The following is a 21,123-nucleotide window of genomic DNA, read 5'->3' on the forward strand; positions in this document are numbered from 1 at the left end:
CGACTTTCTGACGTGGCAAAAGAGTACGACGCCGGATCGATCCGGCACAATACGCAAAAATACATAAGTAATTGCCGTACTGCACGGCGATGAAACAAGTTAAACGCGGTTAAACGCGACACGTGCGAGCCAAATGCGTCAACTGGATTACCAAACAGCGTTTCATCTTGCGCCAGTCGGACTCGTGTTGTCACGGGACCGGATCATCGAAGACTGCAATGCACAGCTCTGCGCGATTTTCGGCGTTGCGCCGGAAGCCTTGCTGGGCCAGTCGTTCCAGGTGCTGTATCCGTCGCAAGGCGAATTCGAGCGGATCGGCGGGCGCATCGCCGCGTTGATGCAGCGCCAGGGCAGTTACGCCGACGACCGCATCATGAAGCGCGCAAACGGGGAATTGTTCTGGTGCCACGTGACCGGCCGCTCGCTCGACCTGAGTGCGCCGCACGCCGCCGGCGTGTGGACCTTCGAGGATCTGAGCGCGACGCGGCGGGTTGCCATCGAACTGACGCCGCGTGAACGAGAAATCGCCGCGCAGCTCGTCACGGGCAAGACCAGCAAGCAGATCGGCCGCGCGCTGGATATCAGCCCGCGGACCGTCGACATTTACCGGTCGAAGCTCATGCGCAAATACGACACTGGAAACGCAACCGAATTGCTTCAACGGCTGCTCGGCGACTAGCCGGGCGTTCCAGCCGTTTCAATGGCATGGCGCAACAGGTCAGGAATCTGCACCGATTTCGCCGCCGCATAGTCGATCCACACGCATTTCGCCGTGCCCCGCGCATAGAGCGTGGAGGGATCGTCGGCACGAAACAGCTCGAAGCGCGTGTCGAAACTGCTGCGGCCCGGCGGCCCGACGAACATGCTGCCGATGACATCGCCGGGATAGTGGAGCTGCCTCAGGAATTCCATCGATGCATTCACAATCACCGGCCCCTGCCCTTCGACGTTGGCGCCGGCAATGGCCAGTTCCCGGAACCACGAGATCCGCGTTTCTTCCATGAACCGGAAGTAGACCGTGTTGTTCACGTGGCCGAATGCATCCATGTCGCCCCACCGCAACGGCATGGGCAAATCGATTACGCGGTGAAAATCAGCCGTTGGGCTCACTTGCTCAAGAACCTGGCTCATAGGCCGAACCCGTCGTCGGCCGCGATCACCGAGCCGTTGATGAACTGCGATTCGTCGGCGGCAAGCAGCAGCAGCAAGCCATCGAGGTCCTCAGGCGTACCCACCCGGCGACGCGGCAGCATCGCCAGCAGTTTCTGGCCGGCCTCGCTTTTCCAGTGATGGTGATTGAGCTCGGTATCGATATAACCCGGGCAGATCGCGTTCACATTGATGCCGTGGCGGCCCCATTCCTGCGCCATCGCCTTCGTCATATGAATGACGGCGGCCTTGCTCATGGAATAGATGCCGATCTGCGGCAAGGTCTTGAGACCCGCCATGGACGCGATGTTGATGATCCGGTAGCCCGGCTTGGCCGTACCGTTGCCGCGCATGATCATCCGTTTCGCCACTTCCTGGGCGACAAAAAACGCGCCGCGCGTGTTGGTATCGAACACGAAATCGAAGTCCGACGGCGTCACGTCCGTCAGCTTTTGCTGGGTCGACACGCCCGAGTTGTTCACCAGGATGTCGATCATGCCCGCCTCCGTCTCCGCGTGCGCGACCGCCGACTTGATGCTTTGGTAATCGGTGACGTCGAGCGACACGACGTGCGCCGCGCCGCCCGACGCCTCGATTTCGGCACGCAATTCCTTCAAGCGCTCGGTGCGCCGGCTCGCCAGCACGACCCGCGCGCCCGCCTGCGACAGCACTTGCGCAAAGCGCTTGCCAAGTCCGCTGGAAGCGCCGGTGATCAGCGCGCATTTGCCTTCCAGGTTGATCGAACGGCCCATTGTTTTTCCTTGGTTGAAAGCGATTGAGGTGCCCGGGAGCGAACCGTCTTGGCGCCCCTCCCCCAAAATAGGTATCGAATCGACACAGCCGATATGTTATCCTAAAAATAATACGATCGTGCTAATTTCAGGATCGTCGGTTGCACCCTGCGAAGGGTTCCCTGACAATACGCGATCCCCAAAAAAAGCATTCTAACGTTAGACAGGAGCATTGGATGACCCCGGCGAGCCTCATCGAACAGTACGGTCCCCGTGAATCCATGGAGTACGACGTCGTGATCGTGGGCGGCGGTCCTGCGGGGCTATCGGCCGCTATCCGGCTGAAGCAGCTCGCGCAGGAAAAAGGCGTCGAACTGGGCGTCTGCGTGCTGGAAAAAGGCTCCGAGATCGGCGCGCACATCCTATCCGGCGCCGTGATGGATCCGCGCGGGTTGAGCGAATTGCTTCCCGACTGGAAGACCCAGGGCGCACCGCTCGATGTGGAAGTCACCGAGGACCGCTTCCTGTTTTTGACGAAAGACAGCGCAAAACAGGTGCCCAACTGGCTGCTGCCCGACAATTTCAAGAACCACGGCAACTATGTCGTGAGCCTGGCGAATGTCACGCGCTGGCTGGGGCAACAGGCTGAAGCGCTGGGCGTCGAGATCTTCCCGGGCTTTCCAGCGGCAGAAGTGCTCTACACCGAAGACGGCGCCGTGCGCGGCGTGGCGACGGGCAACATGGGCGTGGGCAAGGACGGCGAGCCGACCGGCAACTTCCAGCTCGGCATGGAATTGCACGCGAAATACACGCTGTTCTGCGAAGGCGCACGCGGCAACCTGGGCCGCCAGCTCATGGATAAATTCAAGCTTGGCCGCGATGCCGATCCGCAAGTCTACGGTCTGGGGATCAAGGAGCTGTGGCAGATCGATCCGTCGAAGCACAAGCCGGGTCTGGTGATTCACACTGCAGGCTGGCCGCTGGAAACCGACACCTACGGCGGCTCGTTCCTCTATCACATGGACGATAACCAGGTAATGGTGGGCTTTGTCGTCGGGCTGGGGTATTCGAATCCGTATCTGTCGCCGTTCGAGGAATTCCAGCGCTACAAGACGCATCCGGCGATCCGCACGTTCCTCGAAGGCGGCAAACGCGTGTCGTACGGCGCGCGCGCGATCACGGCCGGTGGGTTGATGTCGCTGCCAAAGCTGGTGTTCCCGGGCGGAGCGCTGGCCGGTGACGATGCCGGTTTCCTGAATGCGTCGCGGATCAAGGGCAGTCATGCTGCGATCAAGTCCGGGAAGATGGCCGCTGAAGCCGCGTTCGATGCTGTGCAAGCCGGTCGTCAAGCCGATGAATTGAACGCTTACCCTGAAGCATTTAACAGCTCGTGGCTCAAGACGGAGCTATATCGCGCACGCAATTTCAAGCAATGGATGAGCAAAGGTTTGTACCTCGGCACATTCATGGTCGGGCTTGAGCAGAAGCTCTTGGGTGGCAATGTGCCGTGGACGCTACATCATCAGCACGCCGATAACGAAACGCTCAAACCCGCGTCGCAATGCAAGCCGATCGTGTATCCGAAGCCCGATGGCAAGTTGACGTTCGACCGATTGGCGTCGGTGTTTATATCGAATACGAATCACGAGGAAAACCAGCCGGCGCATTTGACGCTGAAGGATGCATCGGTGCCGGTGGATGTGAATTTAAGAACGTACGCGGGACCGGAAGGACGGTATTGCCCGGCACAGGTGTACGAGTTCGTGAAGAACGATGACGGCAGCGAACGCTTGCAGATCAACGCGCAGAACTGCGTGCACTGCAAGACGTGCGATATTAAAGACCCGACGCAGAACATTGTATGGGTACCGCCGGAGGGTGGCGGTGGGCCGAATTACCCGAACATGTGATCATCGTTCGGATTTAAGGCTTCAAGAAAATAGCGCCGGTTCTTATGTTCAGAACCGGCGCTATTTTATTTGGCGACTATTTGGCGATATGAGCAGCGATATGAGGCGTCGTGGTCACCACGTCGCCGTTCTGCGCGCGATGCCGCAACGCGTGGTCGATCAACACGAGCGCGAGCAGCGCTTCGGCGATCGGCGTCGCCCGGATGCCAACGCATGGATCGTGGCGACCGAAGGTTTCCACGGTCGCTGAATGACCGGCTTTATCGATGGACTCACGCGGCGTGCGGATGCTCGACGTCGGTTTGATCGCAATCGATACCGTGATGTCCTGCCCGCTCGAAATGCCGCCCAACACGCCGCCGGCGTTGTTCGCCGCGAACCCCTCAGGCGTCATTTCGTCGCCATGAACCGAGCCGCGTTGCGCGACGCTCGCGAAACCCGCGCCAATTTCAACGCCTTTCACCGCATTGATGCCCATCATCGCTTTCGCGATATCGGCGTCGAGTCGGTCATAAAGAGGCTCGCCCAGTCCGGCCGGCACGCCCGTCGCGATTACGCCGATGCGCGCGCCGATCGAATCGCCGTCCTTACGCAGCGCGTCCATGTACTCCTCGAGGCGCGGGACGATCTCCTCATTCGGCGCGAAAAACGGATTTTCGCGCACATGTTCCCATGCGACGAACGGAATCGTGATCTCGCCGAGCGCGCTCATGAACCCGCGTGTTTCGATACCCATGCGCTCACGCAGCCATTTCTTCGCTACAGCGCCGGCAGCTACGGTCGGGGCCGTCAACCGCGCCGACGAACGCCCGCCGCCGCGATAGTCACGGATGCCGTACTTCTGCCAGTAGGTGTAATCGGCGTGCCCGGGACGAAACGTCTCGACGATATTGCCGTAATCCTTGCTGCGCTGATCCGTATTCCGGATCAGCAACGCGATAGGCGTACCGGTCGTTTTCCCTTCGAACACGCCGGAAAGAATCTCGACCTGGTCGGCTTCCTGACGCTGCGTCACATGCCGTGACGTGCCCGGCTTGCGTCGATCCAGTTCGATCTGGATATCCGCCTCCGAGAGTTCCATTCCCGGCGGGCAGCCGTCGATCACGCAGCCGATCGCGGGGCCGTGCGACTCGCCGAAGTTCGTGACGGTGAAAAGCGTGCCGAGTGTGTTGCCGGACATGAGCGTCGTCCCGAAAAAGCGATAGAGCCAATATTATGCCAGCCGAGGGCGCTTTAAGCCTCCGCTCGAAACCTGTTGTGCGGGGGCGTTTCGTTAGCAACAGCACAGCTTGAGGAAGGCTCTTGGCTGCCCGAGGCTCTTCTCGCACCCTATTTGCGGGCGCCTCGCAGCGTCGCGACTAGCTGTTGCAAATGCTCCGGCGTGGCATCGGCTGGCTCAATTGGCTCACCGACCGCGAGCGTCAGGCGGCTCATCACCCCGCGATGAATCGGGCGCGGCCAGCGGTTGTCGTCGTGACGTGAAAAAACGCTGCCCCACAAGCCGCGTAAGGCGATGGGCACGACCGGCGCGGAATGGCGCTTGAGAATTTCACTGATGCCATGGCGGAACGGGTTCATATCGCCGGTCCGGGTGAGCTTGCCTTCCGGGAAAATGCACACCAGATCGCCGTCGGCGAGCGCGCGGCCGCAGGCATCGTAGGCTTTCTCCAGTAGTTTCGCGTCCTCGTGAGCCGGCGCGATCGGAATAGCCTTGACGTGACGGAACAGCCAGCCGACCAGCGGCGAGCGGAAAATCCGGTGATCCATCACGAAGCGGATCGGACGCGGACTTTCCGACATGATCACGATGGCATCGACAAAACTCACGTGATTGCACACCAGCACGGCGCCCCCGTGCTCGGGAATGCGCTCGGCGTTCACAAGCCTGATCCGGTAGAACGTGTGCACGAGAATCCACGCGAGAAAACGCAGCAGGAACTCAGGTACAAGCGAATAGATATACGCAGCCACCACGATATTCAGCAACGCGGTGGTGAGAAACAGCCCGGGAATGCCAACACCCGCCGACGTCAGCCCGACCGCCAGCAATGCTGACACGATCATGAAAAACGAGTTCAGGATGTTGTTCGCGGCGATGATGCGGGCGCGGTGCGTCGGCTGGCTGCGCGACTGGATCAGCGCGTAAAGCGGTACGCTGTAGAGACCGCCGAACATGGCGAGCAGGAACAGGTCGGCCAGGATGCGCCAATGCACGCCCATTTGAAGAAATTCGCCGACGCCCATCAGATGGCCGGCCGGCGCGATTTTGTGACTGGCAAAAAACAGGTCGATGGCAAAAACACTGATGCCGATGGACCCGAGCGGCACGAGTCCGATCTCGACGCGACGTTTCGAGAGCTTTTCACACATCAGCGACCCGATGCCGATGCCGATCGAGAACGTACCGAGCAGCACGGTCACCACATCCGGATTCGCCGACAGGACGTCCTTCGCGAAGTTGAAAAACGACGTGAGAAACGTCGCGCCGACGAACCAAAGCCACGAGATTCCGAGCAGGCTCAGGAACACGGTCCGATCCTGGCGCGCGAGCGCGAGGTTGCGCCACGTCTCACTGAACGGGTTCCAGTTGATCTTCAGATCTGGCTGCAGAGCCGCTGTTTTCGGCACGAAACCCGACGCAACGCGCCCGATCAGCGCAACCGTCAGGCAGCACGCCGCGAGCAACACGGCGCCGTGCTCGGTTAGCCCGGCCGCCGCACCGCCGATGATCGTCCCGATCAAAATGGCCACGAACGTCCCCATTTCGACGAGCCCGTTGCCGCCAACCAGTTCTGAAGGCTGGAGATGCTGTGGCAAATACGCGTATTTCACCGGTCCGAACACGGTCGAATGGACACCCATGAGGAACGTGCAGGCGTAAAGCAGCGGCGCGCTGTGCAACATAAAACCCGCGCCGCCGATCAGCATCACCGCGATTTCGAAGGTTTTTACGAAGCGCGTGAGCGTGGCTTTGTCGTACTTATCGGCGACCTGGCCTGATGTGGCGGAAAAAAGCACGAAAGGGATGATGAAGATGGCGGAGATCAGGAAAGCAGCGGTCTTCGGATCGACACCCGAAAAGCGTGCAGCCTGAAACGTGACCAGCGACGTGAAGCCGACCTTGAAGACGTTGTCGTTGAGCGCGCCGAGAAATTGCGTCCAGAAGAACGGAGCAAAACGACGTTCGCGCAACAGGCGAAACTGACCGTCGCCATGCTGGGCGCCAGCCTTTTTCGTGCGGGTCGATGCGGATGTTTCGCTCATGGATTATTGGCGTTGGTGGCTGAGAGAGGGTTGTTCTATTGAACAGGCGAAAAAAATGCGCGCCGCTCGGGCGCGCATTTTGTGCGTGACATGGTGTGCGCTTCGACCAGGTTATCGCGGAATGGCACTAATCCCACGACGCCTCGATCAACGCGCTTCTTCTTGCTGCTCCGGCCAGTCGCGGATATAGGCCTTGAGCATCTTGTTCTCGAAACCCTGCTCTTCCACCACGGCCTTGGCCACGTCGTAGAAAGAAATCACGCCCATCAAAACGTTCTTTTCCATGACCGGCAGGTAACGAACGTGATGCTCAAGCATCATGCGACGTACCTCGTTCACGTCCGTTTCCGGCGTACACGTGATGGGGTGGTCGTCCATGACCTTGCGGATAGTGGAGGTTCCCACGCTGCCGCCGTTCTCGCTCAGCGTGAGAATAATCTCGCGGAACGTCAGCATGCCGGCGAGATCGCCGTATTCGATCACCACCAGTGAACCAATGTCGTGTGACGCCATTGTGTTGATCGCTTCGTGCAGCGGCGTATCGGGTGTTACCGTGAAGAGCGCGTTGCCCTTGACGTTCAAAATGTCGCTGACTCGCATGATTGTCTCCTCGCGAAAAACCTGAATATCTGTCGATCCTAGCGGAAAGACAGTCAAAAAGAAAGCGCGCAAGAACCCCGTGTTTTGTCTGCAAAAGCACGTCGGGCGGGCTTTTGCACGGGGTCGGCGCATGCCGTGCCTAAGCTGCCCTTGGCGTGGCATGGAGCTGGGCAGCCCAAAGTGTCAGCGCTGGCGTCTACCCCAAGTTTGCCGGGCCACACCCGATGTTACGATAAATGACTCTTTCCCATGGTAGCCCGCCCACGATGCCCGCCAACCGCTTCGACACGCTCGTGCTGCATGCCGGTGCAGCACCCGACCCTACCACCGGCGCACGCGCTACGCCGATTTACCAGACTACGTCCTTCTCGTTTCGAGACACCGACCACGCCGCTTCGCTCTTCAACATGGAGCGCTCAGGGCACGTCTATTCGCGCATTTCGAACCCGACCGTCGCCGTATTCGAGGAGCGCGTAGCCGCGCTGGAAGGCGGCGTAGGGGCGATCGGCACGGCCAGCGGACAGGCCGCGCTGCATCTTGCGATCGCCACGCTGATGGGCGCAGGGTCGCACGTGGTTGCGTCGAGCGCGCTGTACGGCGGCTCGCACAATCTGCTGCATTACACGATGCGGCGCTTCGGCATAGACACCACCTTCGTCCCGCCGCACGATGCCGATGCCTGGCGTGCAGCGATCCGGCCCAACACGCGCCTGCTGTTCGGCGAAACGCTCGGAAACCCCGGTCTCGATGTGCTCGACATCGGGACGATTGCCGAGATCGCGCATTCGAACCACGTACCGCTACTGGTGGATTCGACCTTCACCACGCCCTATTTGCTGCGTCCGTTTGACCATGGCGCCGACTTCGTCTACCACTCGGCGACCAAGTTCCTGGGCGGTCACGGCACGACTATTGGCGGCGTGCTGGTGGACGGCGGCACGTTCGACTTCACAGCCACCAATCTTTTCCCCGAATTCACCGAACCCTACGATGGGTTTCACGGCATGGTCTTCGCCGAAGAAAGCACCGTCGCGCCGTTCCTGCTGCGCGCTCGTCGCGAAGGGTTGCGTGACTTCGGCGCGTGCCTGCATCCGCAAGCCGCATGGCAACTCTTGCAAGGCATAGAAACCCTGCCGTTGCGGATGGACCGGCACGTCGCCAACACCCGCAAAATAGTCGAGTTCCTGCTCGCTCACCCTGCCGTGGAAGGCGTGGCTTATCCGGAACTCGACAGCCATCGCGACTACGCGCTCGCCAAACGCCTTCTGCCGCGCGGCGCGGGCGCCGTGTTCAGCTTCGACCTGCGTGGCGACGTGGCGGCAGCGAAGCGCTTCATTGAAGCGTTGACGCTGTTCTCGCATCTCGCGAACGTTGGCGACGCACGCTCGCTTGTCATCCACCCGGCTTCGACCACGCATTTCCGCATGGACGCCGCTGCGCTCGCCGCAGCAGGCATTGCACCGGGACGTATCCGGCTGTCGATTGGCCTGGAAGATCCCGACGATCTCATCGACGACCTCAAGCGCGGCCTCAAGGCATCGCAGAAGGCTTCGTCAAGTGTTGCCCGGAGCAGCGACGGGAGCCGCACATGATGCTTGAAGTCGAGGGCGCATCGGTCTACGCCTACACCGGCGGCCACGGGTTCGAGCCGGACCGTCCGGTGGCCGTGTTCGTGCATGGCGCCGAGCACGATCACAGCGTCTGGGCATTGCAAACACGCTACTTTGCTCATCACGGCCTGAACGTGCTCGCTATTGACCTTCCCGGTCACAACCGCAGCGCAGGCCCGGCGCGGCGAAGCATCACAGAGCTCGCGGACTGGCTGGTGGCGTTACTGGACGCCGCCCAAGTCAAAGAGGCCATGCTGATCGGCCACAGCATGGGCTCGCTGATTGCGCTTGACTGCACCGCACGTTATCCGTCCCGCGTCACCCGTCTTGCGCTGCTCGCCACGGCCGTTCCGATGACCGTGTCGGACGCGCTTCTTGATGCCGCGCTCAATCGCGAACCCGACGCCATCGACATGGTCAACCAATGGTCGCACTCGTCAATAGCTGCAAAACCGTCGTGCCCCGCACCGGGCTTCTGGCTGCATGGCGGCAACCAGCGCTTGATGGAGCGCGTCGCCGCGCGCGGCGAGCCCCATCTCTTTCACACCGACTTCAGCGCCTGCAACGCCTATGCAGAGGGACTTGAACGGGCTGCTGCGCTACGTTGCCCGGTGCAGGTCATTGCCGGCCGCCTGGATGCCATGACGCCGCCCCGCGCCAGCCGGGCGCTGATCGACGCGATGAAGCGAGCAAATGTCCCTGTCGAAACAGTCATGCTGGACGCCGGCCACGCACTGATGAGCGAGCAACCCGACGCGACCCTCGCCGCGTTATTTGGCTTTGCAACGCGACCGGTTTAGGTGACGGATCATTTTGCGGTTCGTGAACTTTAGCTCCAGGACCAAGCGCATGAACCAAGCTTACCCGCCCTCTCTCCGCTGTGCTATTAGCCGGATGGGAGGGGGTCTCCAGCTGCTTCCGGATCAGAAGTAAACGCAGTTGCGCAGTCGGCTCAATCGCCGGAGAATGAATCTTGCTGAGCCAATGCTGCAACCTGCTCGAAGGAGACTGTCATGGCCCAAACCGCACACTCCGATCACTTCGCGAGCTTCGCCGAGTTCTATCCGTATTACCTCGGAGAGCACAGCAACGTGGTGTCGCGCCGGCTGCATTTCATCGGTTCTCTGGGCGTAATTGGCTGCCTGGCAATGGCTATCGCCACTGGCGACTGGCTCTGGCTTCCGGCTGCCGTCATTTGCGGCTACGGCTTTGCCTGGGTCGGCCATTTCTTCTTTGAGAAAAACCGCCCGGCCACCTTTCGTCATCCGCTCTACAGCCTGATGAGCGACTGGGTCATGTTCAAGGACATCTGCATCGGCAGGATTTCGCTTTAGCGCGCTTCGGGACGAAATTCGCAACGCGAGGCACTTCAGGCAGTTTGACGCGGCATGGACGTCACCCCTTGCGCCGCACGAGCACCTTCCTGACGAGAAGCCGCCCGTGCCGCCAGCAGCGTAGCCAGCGTGACCTCAAGTTTCTCGTTGCTCAGCGCATTCATCAATGCGGCACGATCAATGTGCGAGGAATCGAGGCGCAACTGATAATCCAGTTCATCGCGCTCGATCACGAATAAATCAAAGAGGCGCGACACCGTGATTTGCTGCGGATTGGCGATCAGCACATAACGCGGCACCCGAAGATTCTCCAGCCTCGCAATCCATTCCAGCGCGTCGAGCTTGCGAACCAGACGCATGGAGGTATCCACGTCGCAACGCAGCATCCGGGCAAGCTCGAGGCCGGTGTAACCCGGCAGTCCGGCCTCACGCGCCTCAGCCAAGCGAGCGAGCAATTCGAGGGCATCGAGCAGATCGCTCCCCGGGAAATCGTTTCGATGAAACTGGCCTATCCGGATTGCCGGCAACGCCGACGTGAGCATCGCGCCGATCAGCGTGATCATCCAGCACAAGTAGACCCATAGCAGGAACACCGGCAACGCCGCGAACGCGCCATACACGGCGGTATAAGTTGGAATACGGCGGACGTAATAGCCAAAACCGCGCTTCCCCAGTTCAAACGCGATCGCAGCCACCAGTCCCCCAACCAGCGCATCGCGCCACTCCACTTTGCAGTTCGGCAGGAACACGTAGAGCATGGAGAACGCCAGCATGGTGAACGGCAGCGTCGCGCTGGCGAGCGCCCACTCGACCACCGGCGGCAGGAGATTATGGGAGCCGGCAAATGCGACGGATTGCGCGAACAGGTAGGACGACATCGACAAGCTCACGCCGAACAGAATAGGGCCGAGTGTGATGATGGCCCAGTAAACCAGGACACGTTGAGCGAACGGCCGCGATTTGCGCACGCGCCAGATCACGTTGAACGCGGACTCGACCGTCATCATGGTCATCACCGACGTGACGAACAAGATGATCATGCCGACGGTCGTCAGCCCCTTTGCCTTCGATGCAAACTGGTTCAGGTACTTGAAGATCTGGCTGTTGATCTGCGACGGCATGAGGTGCGCGGCAAGAAAATCCTGCAGCGACATCTGGAACGAAGCGAAGATGGGAAACGCCGTGAAGAGCGCGAACGCAACCGTCGCAAGCGGCACGAGCGACAAGACGGTGGTAAATGTCAGGCTGCCGGCCACCTGCGGCACACGATCCTCGCCCGTACGACGTGCAACGAAGGCGGCAAGCCGCTTCGTTGTGTCGAGATTGATGGGAAACTTCTGCAAGAATCTCTCTCCTTAAAACACTACAACAGATCCGCGACGCGGCTTGAACGGCGGGTTGAATCACGCCAAAACGCCACGCCAATCGCCACGCCCACGCACCCGATCCTTATAATACCCGTTCACCGAAAAGGCTCATGAACGACATTCTCGTGCTCTATTACAGCCGCAACGGCGCCACCCGCGAACTCGCCCAGGCGATCGCTCAAGGGGTCGACAGCGTGCCCGGCATGCAGGCGCGCGTGCGAACCGTGCCGCCTGTCTCTGCCGTTTGCGAAGCCACGCAGCCGGATATTCCCGCCGACGGCCCGCCCTACGCCGAAGTGCGCGACCTGGAAGAATGCGCCGGGCTCGCGCTCGGGTCACCCACGCGGTTCGGCAACATGGCGGCCTCGCTGAAATATTTCCTCGATGGCACCTCGCCTCAATGGTTATCCGGCGCGCTCGCAGGCAAACCCGCCAGCGTCTTTACCTCCACGGGCAGCTTGCATGGCGGGCAGGAAACTACCCTGCTTTCCATGATGCTGCCCTTGCTTCACCACGGCATGCTGATCGTGGGCATTCCGTACACCGAGCCCAAGCTGACCACGACGCAAACCGGTGGCACACCTTATGGCGCGTCCCATTTCGCCCGCGCTGAAACGGCCGACAGCGGTATCTCCGCCGACGAGAAAGTGTTGGCCATGGCGCTCGGCGTGCGTCTGGCCACTACAGCGCTCACACTTCAACGCGGCGCCTGACTGATGACCACTTCGCCCGTTATGGACGCAGCCGGTACCCACCCTGGCTTTGCACGCGGCGCGCTGTTCAGCCTGATTGGGCTGATTGCGTTGTCGATCGCGTGGGAGCTTTGGCTCGCGCCATTGCGCCCGGGCGGATCCGCTCTAGCGCTCAAGGCAATCCCGCTGCTGTTCGCGCTGCGCGGCACGTTCCGTCGCGACGTGTACACGCTGCAATGGGCGTCAATGCTCGTGCTGCTGTACTTTGCCGAAGGCATTGTGCGCGGCATGACCGACGGCGGATTATCAGCACGCCTTGGCTGGCTCGAAGCACTGCTTGCCCTTGTATTCTTCGTTTGCGCGCTTGGCTTTCTTGCACCGTTCAAACGCGCTGCACGCGCCGCGAAGCGAACGAAGGCTGCGAGCGCTGCAACAGCCTCAGCGCCAGACTCAACACCCAACGGCAATCATTTGTAGCATGGAACAGTTCGCGTGAACGAGACCTATGCCATTAGGCCAGGGTTCGCCCGGCCCGACGTTACGCGATACTGTGTCAACTGTCGTCCACGCCACTGCTACCCAAACCCATGACCGCATCCGACCGTTCACGTTACTTTGCTGAAGCCTGCGCCGAGGCAATCGGCGCCGCCCATGTGCTGACCGACGCCCACGACACCGCGCCGTTTCTCACGGACTGGCGCAAGCGCTATCACGGTCAGACATGCGCCGTGGTCCTTCCCGGCACCACCGAACAGGTCGCTAAAGTTGTGCAGCTCGCGCGGGAATTCCGGTTCCCTGTCGTGCCGCAAGGCGGCAACACCGGCCATTCCGGCGGGGCAACGCCAGACGCCAGCGGCACGCAGGTGGTGATCAGCTTGCGCAGGCTGAACCGGATTCGCGACGTCGATCCGCTGAACAACACCATCACGGTGGAAGCCGGCGTGATCCTCGCCGATATCCAGGCACGCGCCGAGCAGGAACAGCGGCTCTTTGCGCTGAGCCTCGCCGCCGAGGGCAGTTGCACGATCGGTGGCAATCTTTCAACTAACGCCGGGGGCACCGCCGTTCTGCGCTACGGCAATACGCGCGAACTGTGCCTCGGGCTTGAAGTGGTGACGCCACAAGGTGAGATCTGGGACGGTTTGCGCGGGCTGCGCAAAGACAACACCGGCTACGATCTGCGCGACCTGTATATCGGAGCGGAAGGGACGCTCGGCATCATCACTGCCGCGGTGATGAAACTGCATCCGGCGCCTGTCGCGCGCGTAACGGCGCTTGCGGCGCTGGCCTCACCGCAGACCGCGCTCGATTTCCTTGCCACTGCGCAGCGTTATGCAGGCCCGTTGCTGACCGGCTTCGAACTGATGTCGGATTTTTCGCTTCATCTCGTGACCACGCATTTCCCGCAGATGCGTTATCCGTTCAGTAAGAAACATGGCCAGACCGTGTTGCTTGAACTGTCGGATAGCGAGAGCGAGGAGCACGCCCGCGCGCTGTTCGAACGGCTGATGGAACATGCCATTGAGCAAGGCCTGGTTGAGGACGCCGTCGTAGCGGAGAATTTGTCGCAGTCGAAGGCGTTCTGGAACTTGCGCGAACATATTCCGCTCGCGCAGGCTGCGGAAGGACTCAATATCAAGCACGATATCGCGGTGCCTATTTCCCGCATCGGGCATTTCATCGAGGCAACCGACGCGCTCATCGCCCAGGCCATTCCCGGCGTGCGCATGGTGACCTTCGGCCATCTTGGCGACGGTAATTTGCACTACAACGTGCAGGCGCCGGAAGGAGTCGATCCCGAAAGCTTTCTCGCCGAATTCCAGGCGCCGGTCAATGCGCTAGTGTATGAAAGCGTGCACGCGCATCGCGGCAGCATCAGCGCGGAGCACGGGTTGGGGCAATTGAAGGTGGCCGACGCAATGCACTACAAGTCACCGGTGGAAATAAGGCTCATGCGTGCGCTCAAGACAGCGCTGGACCCCGAGAACCTGATGAATCCGGCCAAGGTCTTGCCTGACGTGCGTGCGCAGGTTGCGCCAAGCGCGTCATCGTAAGGTGTAAGTAACAGTATTGAGGAGATAAGCGCTGTGAAGATTCGCGTTCTGTCCGACCTGCATCTCGAGCACGATGAACCGCTTGCCATTCCCTACGCTGAGGCCGATCTCGTCGTGCTGGCCGGCGACATCCACAATCATGCGGAGGGTCTGCGCTGGGCGGCGGAAAACTTCGGTTCGCAGGTACCGGTTGTTTATGTGCCGGGCAATCACGAGTATTACGACGGCGAATTCGGTGCACTCGAAAGCGCCATGCTGGACGCGGGGCGCAGCTTGCCCAATGTGCATTTCCTGAACAACACCGCCCTCACCGACCGATACGGCAAATGGCGCGTGCTCGGCACCACGTTATGGACGGATTTCGCGCTGTTCGGAGCAAGCGCTGAGGCGATGGGCGAATCCGTGGCAGCGGCCGAGCGTGTGATGCTCGACTTCCGGGGCGTGATCCAGGTTGCATGGCCGGAGCCCGAAGACGAGCCACGCCCGTTTAGCCCCAGCGACTCAGTGGCGCTGCACGAGCAGGCTCGGGCGTGGCTGGAAGGTGAATTGGCAAAACCCTTCGACGGCAAGACGATTGTGGTTACCCATCACGCGCCGCTCAAGCAAAGTTTGGCGGAGAAGTTCGCAACGGACCGGGCATCGGCGGGTTTTGTGAGCGATCTGCCCTCGCTCGTGCGCGCACCGGTTGCGCTGTGGGTTCATGGCCACACGCATACCGCATTCGACTACGTAGCAGAGGGAACGCGCGTGATCTGTAATCCGCGCGGGTATCGCGACCGGCGCACGGGTGCGCCTGAAAATCCGTTGTTCAAATGGGACAAGGTGGTTGAGATCTGAGCGGCCAAGCGCAATGAATCGCGAAAAAATGCGTTTTCGGTGTGGATACGCTACAGGAGCGTGCAGCTGGAAAGAGCACTAACCGGACATGACGCAAGCGCCCGGCCGGTCAGCGTTATGGGCAAAAACACCGGTTTCCGGGCGAGAAATTCCAGGCACCAAATACGCTCTACCCGGCGCAGGGTTAAACGTCACTGCGCCAACTTCAAAAACAAAAAGACCGATAAATCGGTCTTTTTTTCTCAGCGATCCGATGAATCGCGCGATTGACGGTTCTTGCGTTCGTTAATACGGATCGGGATCAGGCGCGCGCGTTTCGCGTTCTCGCGGGCCGTACGCAGCAGTTCACGGGTGGCGGGCACGGCGATCAGAGCCAGCAGTGCATAGATGGCGATCATCAGCGGCGTATTCATAACTTCCTCGGATGTTGTCAAATCGGTAAAAGTGAATCGGTGAAGCCAAAAGACGAACTACAAGTTATCAAGATGCGGCCGAAATAGTCGTAAGCAAGTGTTGCATCGCGGCAATGAAAAGACCGATGAAAGCACTTTAACCGCCTTATCCCCATTCTGCTGCTCATAAGCTTACGACGCCACAAATTCCTGCAGCGATTTTTCGTCGGCGGCGAGTGCGGCAGGCAATTCAGCGCGCAAATACTCCACCCACGTCCGGATTTTCGCATCCAGATACTGACGCGACGGATAGAGCGCAAACACGTTGAGCATTTGCATGGTGTATTGCGGCAAAACACGCACCAATGTCCCTGCGCGCAATGCAGGCAACGCTGACGAAGTGGGCAATATCCCGACGCCCATGCCTTCGCTGATTGCCACGGCCATGGCTTCAGCCACATTCACCGAGAAGGTCGCTGTTCCGAGACTGATTGTTTCCTGCCCGTTCGGTCCGTCAAAAGTCCATTTGTTCGGAGGAAACGCGGGCGTGATGAGTTGCAAGCATGTATGCCGCACCAGATCGGACAGGACATGCGGTACGCCGTATTCCTGAATATAGCCTGGCGACGCGCACGCAATGCTGAACATACTTCCCAGTCGTTGGGAAACCAGTCCTGAATCAGGCAGCTCAGTGCCAAGCACAATGGACACGTCAAAACCCTCATCCAACAGGTCGGGTACGCGCTGCGCAAGCGTCAGGTCGATCTGCACCGATGAATGCAGCTTTTGGTAACGCGAAATCATCGGCACGACGTAATGCTGGCCGATACCCGCCATGGCGTGCATCTTGAGCTTGCCGGCCGGGCGCGCGTGCGCGTCGCCGGCTTCCGCTTCCGCCTGATCCACATAAGCCAGGATTTGCTCGCAGCGCTGCAGATAACGCTCGCCGGCTTCCGTCAACGCGATCCGGCGCGTGGTTCGGTTGAGCAAGCGAGTGCGTAAATGCGCTTCGAGATCGGAGACGGCGCGCGATGCATAGGCCGTAGTCGTGTTCAGTTGCAGAGCCGCGGCCGTAAAGCTGCCGGCGTCAACAACCCGCGAAAACACGCGCATGTTTTGAAGCGTATCCATGAGCCTTGAGTCTCGTTCGAGTGATACCGCGTTGTCGCCGCATTGTTACGTGATGGACAACGATGATTACCTCATAACGCGTAACAATGCTTTGCATTTTTACCGGTTACTCGGCAATCAAGGCAAAAATATAATTCTGGTCTGTGTCTCAATCCACTTTGAGAAATAATTTTGTTAGACCGCATGACCAGAATGACCATCGTTCCGATGGTTCTTACATTTATTTTAACAATAGCAGGCTGCGCGAGCACTAAAAACGTCGGTCCCGAAGACACGCTCAAGGACACGTCTTCGCTCGACGCCGGCGCGACTCTGCGCGCGGCTAACGCCGACGCGGCGTGGCCGGCATCAACATGGTGGCGCGCCTACAACGATCCGCAGCTCGATGCGTGGGTTGCGCGTGCGCAAGCCGGAAATCCGACGCTGGCGCTGGCCGCCGCACGCGTACGCGAAGCCCGTTCAATGGCGGGCGTGGCGCAAGCCGCCCTCGCGCCTCAAGTCGATGGATCGATGGCGATCAACCGCCAGCAGTGGCCGGAAAACGGCTATTACGGCCCCGGCACCTTCAACAACGTCAACACGTGGGACAACACGGCCGCGCTGCAACTGTCGTACAACCTCGACCTCTGGGGCCGCGACGGCAACGCAGCGGAACGCGCGCTGGACGCCACCCACGCTCGCGCCGCCGATGCCCGCGCCGCGCAACTCGAACTCGAAGCAAACGTGGTGCGCGCGTACATCGGTTTATCGCAGGGATTTGCGTTGCGCGACATCGCTCAATCCACGCTCGACCAACAGCAGAAAATCGCGGCGCGGGCGCGGCGGCGGCTGCAGGGCGGCATTGGCACACAGCTTGAAGTCGCGCAGGCGGAAGCGTCGTTGCCGGACTACGAGCGTCAGTTGGAAACCTACGACGAAGCCATCGCGCTCTCACGTAATCAGCTTGCAGCGCTTGCCGGCGCGGGGCCGGGCGCAGGTGATTCGATCACGCGCCCCGTGTTGTCACTGGCAACGCCGCTCGGCTTGCCGTCCGCTTTGCCCGCCGAGTTGATCGGGCGTCGTCCGGATGTCGTGGCGGCGCGCTGGACGGTTGCAGCGCAGGCGCGCGGTATCGATGTCGCGAAGGCGCAGTTTTATCCCAACATCAACCTGATGGCGTCGCTTACACAAATGTCCGCGGGCGGCGCGCTGCTGACGTTCCTCACCGGCAACGGCAGCGGCTGGACCGCGGGACCCGCCGTAATGCTGCCGATCTTCGAAGGCGGCCGGTTGCGCTCGCAACTTGGAGCAGCATCGGCGCAATACGACCAGGCCGTCGATCACTACAACGCCACGCTGGTTACGGCGTTGCGCGATGTCGCCGATCAGGTCGTGCGGATCCAGTCGCTCGATCGGCAACTCGACGCGTCAGGCCGCTCGGTTGCAGCTGCGCAGAAGAGTTATCGGCTGGCCGACGAGGGGTATAAGCGCGGCTTGACCGATTACCTGAACGTGCTCGTCGCGCAGACGCAATTGCTGCGCGCGCAGGACGGCGATGCGCGCGTGCGCGCTGAACGGCTCGCGGTGTATGCGACGTTCTCGGCGGCGTTGGGCGGCGGCATCGATAGTTCCAGCGACAGCCCCGCCGACACGCAGATGAAACCCGCGAAGCATATCGGCCCGTTCGCGGAGCACAAGGACGCATCGGCTAGCGACCGGAGCGAGTGAGCATGTCGACGCCCTCCTCCACGTTGAACCGTCCTCATCCGCTGCTTGCAGACTGGGCAGCTACCGACGGCCTCGCGTGGATTCACATCTTCAAGGCGGCGCTGGCGGCGTTCCTCGCGCTATGGATCGCGATGCGTCTCGACCTGCCGCAACCTCGCACCGCGATGACGACAGTCTTTGTCGTGATGCAGCCGCAGAGCGGCATGGTGCTGGCGAAAAGCTTCTATCGTTTGTGCGGGACGCTCGTCGGCCTCGTGGTGATGCTCATGCTGATCAGCCTGTTCTCACAACAACCGGTTATGTTCTTGTCGGCGACCGCGCTCTGGGTTGGCATCTGCACGGCGGGCGCGGCACGTAACCGCAATTTCCGCTCGTACGGCTTCGTGTTGTCGGGTTATACGGCCGCGCTTATTGGCATACCGGCCGCGCAGCATGCAGACGCGGCCTTCCTGACTGCGATGACGCGTGTAGCCGAAGTATCGTTAGGCATCCTGTGTTCGGGCGCGGTCAGCGCGCTTTTTTTCCCCCGGCACGCCGGCGAGCAAGTCCGGTCGACAGTGCGAAAGCGTTTCACCGCGTTTGTCGACTACGTGTCGAAGGCCTTGGGCGGGGGTATCGAACGCTCGCAGATCGAGCACATCAACTCATCGTTCGTCGCGGACATAGTCGGGCTCGAGGCCGCGCGCAGTGTCGCGGTGTTCGAAGATCCCGACACCCGCATGCGCAGCGGCCGGGTCGCGCGGCTGAACGGCGAGTTCATGAGCGTATCCACGCGCCTTCACGCGCTGCATCAGTTGATGAACCGGCTGCGCGTCAACGGCGCAGCGGCGACGGTCGACGCGCTGGAACCTTATTTCCGCGAAGTCGCGCCCTTGCTGAGCGCAGCGGGCGCGCCGGTGGAGAAAGCCGCCGATGCCGCCCACGCAGCGGCGCAACTCGACACCTTCAAAGCCGCACTACCCAAGCGCATCCAGGCAACGCGGCGCGCGCTTGATCCGTCGATCGACCTCCTCGAATTCGATACCGCGGCCGAACTGCTGTATCGATTCGTGGATGACCTGCATGCCTACACGCTGACCTATGCGTCGCTGGCCGTGCCCACGCACGAACGCGAGCACCGCATCACGCGTTATGTGCCGAAGACCAGCCTGCTCGCGGCGGGCGCCTCCGGACTGCGAGCGTTTGTCGTGATCCTGGTCCTGAGCGGTTTCTGGATCATGTCGGCGTGGCCGAGCGGCGGCACGGCCGTGCTCGACGCGGCGGCGGTGATTGCACTGGCCTCGTCGTCGCCACGGCCCACGCAAATGGCTTTCCAGATGGCCGCTGGCACCGCGCTCGCGGCCGTCGCGGGCATGATTGTGGTGTTTGGGCTGTATCCGCATATCGATGGTTTTCTGCTGCTCTCGGCCGCGCTGCTGCCGTTCCTGATGCTTGGCCTGTTCATCAGCACGCGGCCCGGCATGATGGGCGTTGGCGTCGGTTACTGCATCTTCTTCTGCTTTCTCGCCGGTCCCGACAACGTCATTCAGTACGACCCGTCAGCCTTCATCAACGACGCCATCGCGCTGGTCGCTTCCATGCTCGTTTGTTCGATGGCCTTTGCGGTGTTGCTGCCCACCGACGCGCCGTGGCTGCGCCGTCTGCTGCTGCGTGAACTGCGGCGCCAAGTGGTGACGGCGAGCAAAGGCCGCCTGACCGGTCTCGCAATGCGATTTGAAAGCGGTACGCGCGACCTGCTTTCGCAGATCGATGCGCTCGCGGCCGGTCAGGAAGATCTGCAGCGCGAGGCCTTGCGCTGGCTGTTCGCGGTACTTGAAGTGGGCCACGCGGTGATCGATCTGCGTACCGAGCTGAGCCGCTCGGATAACGGCTCAGGCTCAATCACGCATGCGCTGCATCAGGTTGCGCACCTCTTCGATCACCCTGCCCCTCAGCGTTTCGATGCCGCGTTGTCGGCGACCACGCAGGCCATCGACGATCTGCGAGCGCGGCTCGACCCCGTGCACGAGCCTCGCGAGGAACGCCATCGGCTGCAACGCATGTCGAGCCATCTGCATTTCATTCGTACGGCTTTGCTTGATCCACAATCGCCGTTGGGTCATCTCAGCCAGCGCGAAATCGCACCCGAAGGAGCGCCTCATGCCGCGTGATATCGCCATTCTCGATGCCTACGTGCCGACGATCCTGCTGCTGTTTATCGCGGGCGGCTTGCTGACCTGGTTCATCGACCGGCTGCTCGCGCTGACGGGTTTGTATCGCGTGGTGTGGCATCCGTCGCTCTTTCGCGCATGTCTGCTCGTGTGTAGCTGCGGCCTGCTCGGGCTTGCGGTCTATCGCTGAAATAT

20 protein-coding genes are annotated in these 21,123 nt (G+C 60.9%); 12 read left to right on the forward strand and 8 right to left on the reverse strand.

Annotated features, from left to right (window positions below):
• The first annotated feature begins 133 nt into the window (after positions 1-133).
• A complete protein-coding gene (locus tag FH08_RS0114495) occupies positions 134-679 on the forward strand; it encodes a LuxR C-terminal-related transcriptional regulator (protein ID WP_031359012.1) in 546 nt (181 codons plus the stop codon).
• Here FH08_RS0114495 and FH08_RS0114500 read toward each other — a convergent pair.
• Both FH08_RS0114500 and FH08_RS0114505 read right to left on the reverse strand, forming a co-directional pair.
• Complete coding sequence (locus FH08_RS0114500) at positions 676-1,068, reverse strand: acyl-CoA thioesterase (protein WP_081889480.1); 393 nt, start codon at positions 1,066-1,068, stop codon at positions 676-678. The two genes, FH08_RS0114495 and FH08_RS0114500, sit on opposite strands and share 4 nt — an antisense overlap.
• A gap of 59 nt (positions 1,069-1,127) precedes the next feature.
• Positions 1,128-1,901, reverse strand: a complete 774-nt coding sequence (locus FH08_RS0114505) for an SDR family oxidoreductase (RefSeq protein ID WP_031359014.1) — start codon at positions 1,899-1,901, stop codon at positions 1,128-1,130.
• A 215-nt stretch (positions 1,902-2,116) separates the two neighbouring features.
• Between FH08_RS0114505 and FH08_RS0114510 the strand changes: the two genes are divergently transcribed.
• Entirely contained in the window at positions 2,117-3,790 is a 1,674-nt protein-coding gene (locus FH08_RS0114510) for an electron transfer flavoprotein-ubiquinone oxidoreductase (RefSeq protein WP_031359015.1), read from the forward strand.
• Positions 3,791-3,866: 76 nt separating this feature from the next.
• Here FH08_RS0114510 and aroC read toward each other — a convergent pair whose 3' ends face one another.
• The 3 genes from aroC to FH08_RS0114525 form a co-directional block, all read right to left on the reverse strand.
• Positions 3,867-4,970, reverse strand: a complete 1,104-nt coding sequence (gene aroC, locus FH08_RS0114515) for a chorismate synthase (RefSeq protein ID WP_031359016.1) — start codon at positions 4,968-4,970, stop codon at positions 3,867-3,869.
• Positions 4,971-5,119: 149 nt separating this feature from the next.
• Positions 5,120-7,054, reverse strand: a complete 1,935-nt coding sequence (locus tag FH08_RS0114520) for an MFS transporter (RefSeq protein ID WP_031359017.1) — start codon at positions 7,052-7,054, stop codon at positions 5,120-5,122.
• Between the two features lie 147 nt (positions 7,055-7,201).
• On the reverse strand, positions 7,202-7,654 hold the full coding sequence (locus tag FH08_RS0114525) for a CBS domain-containing protein (RefSeq protein ID WP_031359018.1): 453 nt from the start codon (positions 7,652-7,654) through the stop codon (positions 7,202-7,204).
• Between the two features lie 266 nt (positions 7,655-7,920).
• Between FH08_RS0114525 and FH08_RS0114530 the strand changes: the two genes are divergently transcribed.
• The 3 genes from FH08_RS0114530 to FH08_RS0114540 all read left to right on the forward strand — a co-directional run bounded on the left by FH08_RS0114530 (position 7,921) and on the right by FH08_RS0114540 (position 10,598).
• Positions 7,921-9,246, forward strand: a complete 1,326-nt coding sequence (locus FH08_RS0114530; RefSeq protein WP_031359019.1) for an O-acetylhomoserine aminocarboxypropyltransferase — start codon at positions 7,921-7,923, stop codon at positions 9,244-9,246.
• Positions 9,243-10,064: an alpha/beta fold hydrolase gene (locus tag FH08_RS0114535; RefSeq protein ID WP_031359020.1), complete on the forward strand. Its 822-nt coding sequence runs from the start codon at positions 9,243-9,245 to the stop codon at positions 10,062-10,064. Before FH08_RS0114530 ends, FH08_RS0114535 begins: the two co-directional genes overlap by 4 nt.
• A 213-nt stretch (positions 10,065-10,277) precedes the next feature.
• Positions 10,278-10,598, forward strand: a complete 321-nt coding sequence (locus FH08_RS0114540) for an Mpo1-like protein (RefSeq protein ID WP_031359021.1) — start codon at positions 10,278-10,280, stop codon at positions 10,596-10,598.
• Positions 10,599-10,633: 35 nt separating this feature from the next.
• Here the strand turns inward: FH08_RS0114540 and FH08_RS0114545 are convergent, their stop codons facing one another.
• On the reverse strand, positions 10,634-11,941 hold the full coding sequence (locus FH08_RS0114545) for a YihY family inner membrane protein (RefSeq protein WP_031359022.1): 1,308 nt from the start codon (positions 11,939-11,941) through the stop codon (positions 10,634-10,636).
• Between the two features lie 134 nt (positions 11,942-12,075).
• Between FH08_RS0114545 and wrbA the strand changes: the two genes are divergently transcribed.
• From wrbA to FH08_RS0114565, 4 genes are all read left to right on the forward strand, one after another.
• Positions 12,076-12,678: an NAD(P)H:quinone oxidoreductase gene (wrbA, locus tag FH08_RS0114550; protein ID WP_031359023.1), complete on the forward strand. Its 603-nt coding sequence runs from the start codon at positions 12,076-12,078 to the stop codon at positions 12,676-12,678.
• 3 nt (positions 12,679-12,681) lie between these two features.
• The gene (locus tag FH08_RS0114555) at positions 12,682-13,134 is read left to right on the forward strand and encodes a DUF2069 domain-containing protein (protein ID WP_419178004.1); all 453 of its coding nucleotides are present in this window, start codon (positions 12,682-12,684) and stop codon (positions 13,132-13,134) included.
• A 110-nt stretch (positions 13,135-13,244) separates the two neighbouring features.
• On the forward strand, positions 13,245-14,711 hold the full coding sequence (locus FH08_RS0114560) for an FAD-binding oxidoreductase (protein WP_031359025.1): 1,467 nt from the start codon (positions 13,245-13,247) through the stop codon (positions 14,709-14,711).
• Positions 14,712-14,744: 33 nt separating this feature from the next.
• Positions 14,745-15,548, forward strand: a complete 804-nt coding sequence (locus FH08_RS0114565) for a metallophosphoesterase (RefSeq protein ID WP_031359026.1) — start codon at positions 14,745-14,747, stop codon at positions 15,546-15,548.
• Positions 15,549-15,790: 242 nt separating this feature from the next.
• Here the strand turns inward: FH08_RS0114565 and FH08_RS52555 are convergent, their stop codons facing one another.
• Together FH08_RS52555 and FH08_RS0114575 are read right to left on the reverse strand one after the other, a co-directional pair.
• Positions 15,791-15,961, reverse strand: coding sequence for a hypothetical protein (locus FH08_RS52555; protein WP_160172471.1), 171 nt, complete (start codon positions 15,959-15,961; stop codon positions 15,791-15,793).
• A 171-nt stretch (positions 15,962-16,132) separates the two neighbouring features.
• Positions 16,133-17,071, reverse strand: coding sequence for a LysR family transcriptional regulator (locus tag FH08_RS0114575; protein ID WP_031359027.1), 939 nt, complete (start codon positions 17,069-17,071; stop codon positions 16,133-16,135).
• 192 nt (positions 17,072-17,263) lie between these two features.
• Here FH08_RS0114575 and FH08_RS0114580 point away from each other — a divergent pair, with 192 nt between their 5' ends.
• Genes FH08_RS0114580 through FH08_RS0114590 form a run of 3 tightly spaced genes read left to right on the forward strand, consistent with a single transcriptional unit; the run spans position 17,264 to position 21,118 of the window.
• Positions 17,264-18,778 carry an efflux transporter outer membrane subunit gene (locus FH08_RS0114580; RefSeq protein ID WP_235210366.1) on the forward strand — a complete coding sequence of 505 codons (1,515 nt, stop codon included), beginning with the start codon at positions 17,264-17,266 and terminating at the stop codon, positions 18,776-18,778.
• Between the two features lie 2 nt (positions 18,779-18,780).
• Positions 18,781-20,928, forward strand: coding sequence for an FUSC family protein (locus tag FH08_RS0114585; RefSeq protein ID WP_031359029.1), 2,148 nt, complete (start codon positions 18,781-18,783; stop codon positions 20,926-20,928).
• Positions 20,918-21,118 (forward strand): DUF1656 domain-containing protein, encoded by a 201-nt coding sequence (locus FH08_RS0114590; protein WP_031359030.1) that lies wholly within the window; start codon positions 20,918-20,920, stop codon positions 21,116-21,118. The genes FH08_RS0114585 and FH08_RS0114590 overlap by 11 nt, the downstream gene beginning before the upstream one ends.
• The last annotated feature ends 5 nt before the right edge of the window (positions 21,119-21,123 follow it).

It is taken from the genome of Caballeronia sordidicola (assembly GCF_000729995.1).
Classification (GTDB): Bacteria; Pseudomonadota; Gammaproteobacteria; order Burkholderiales; family Burkholderiaceae; genus Caballeronia; species Caballeronia sordidicola_A.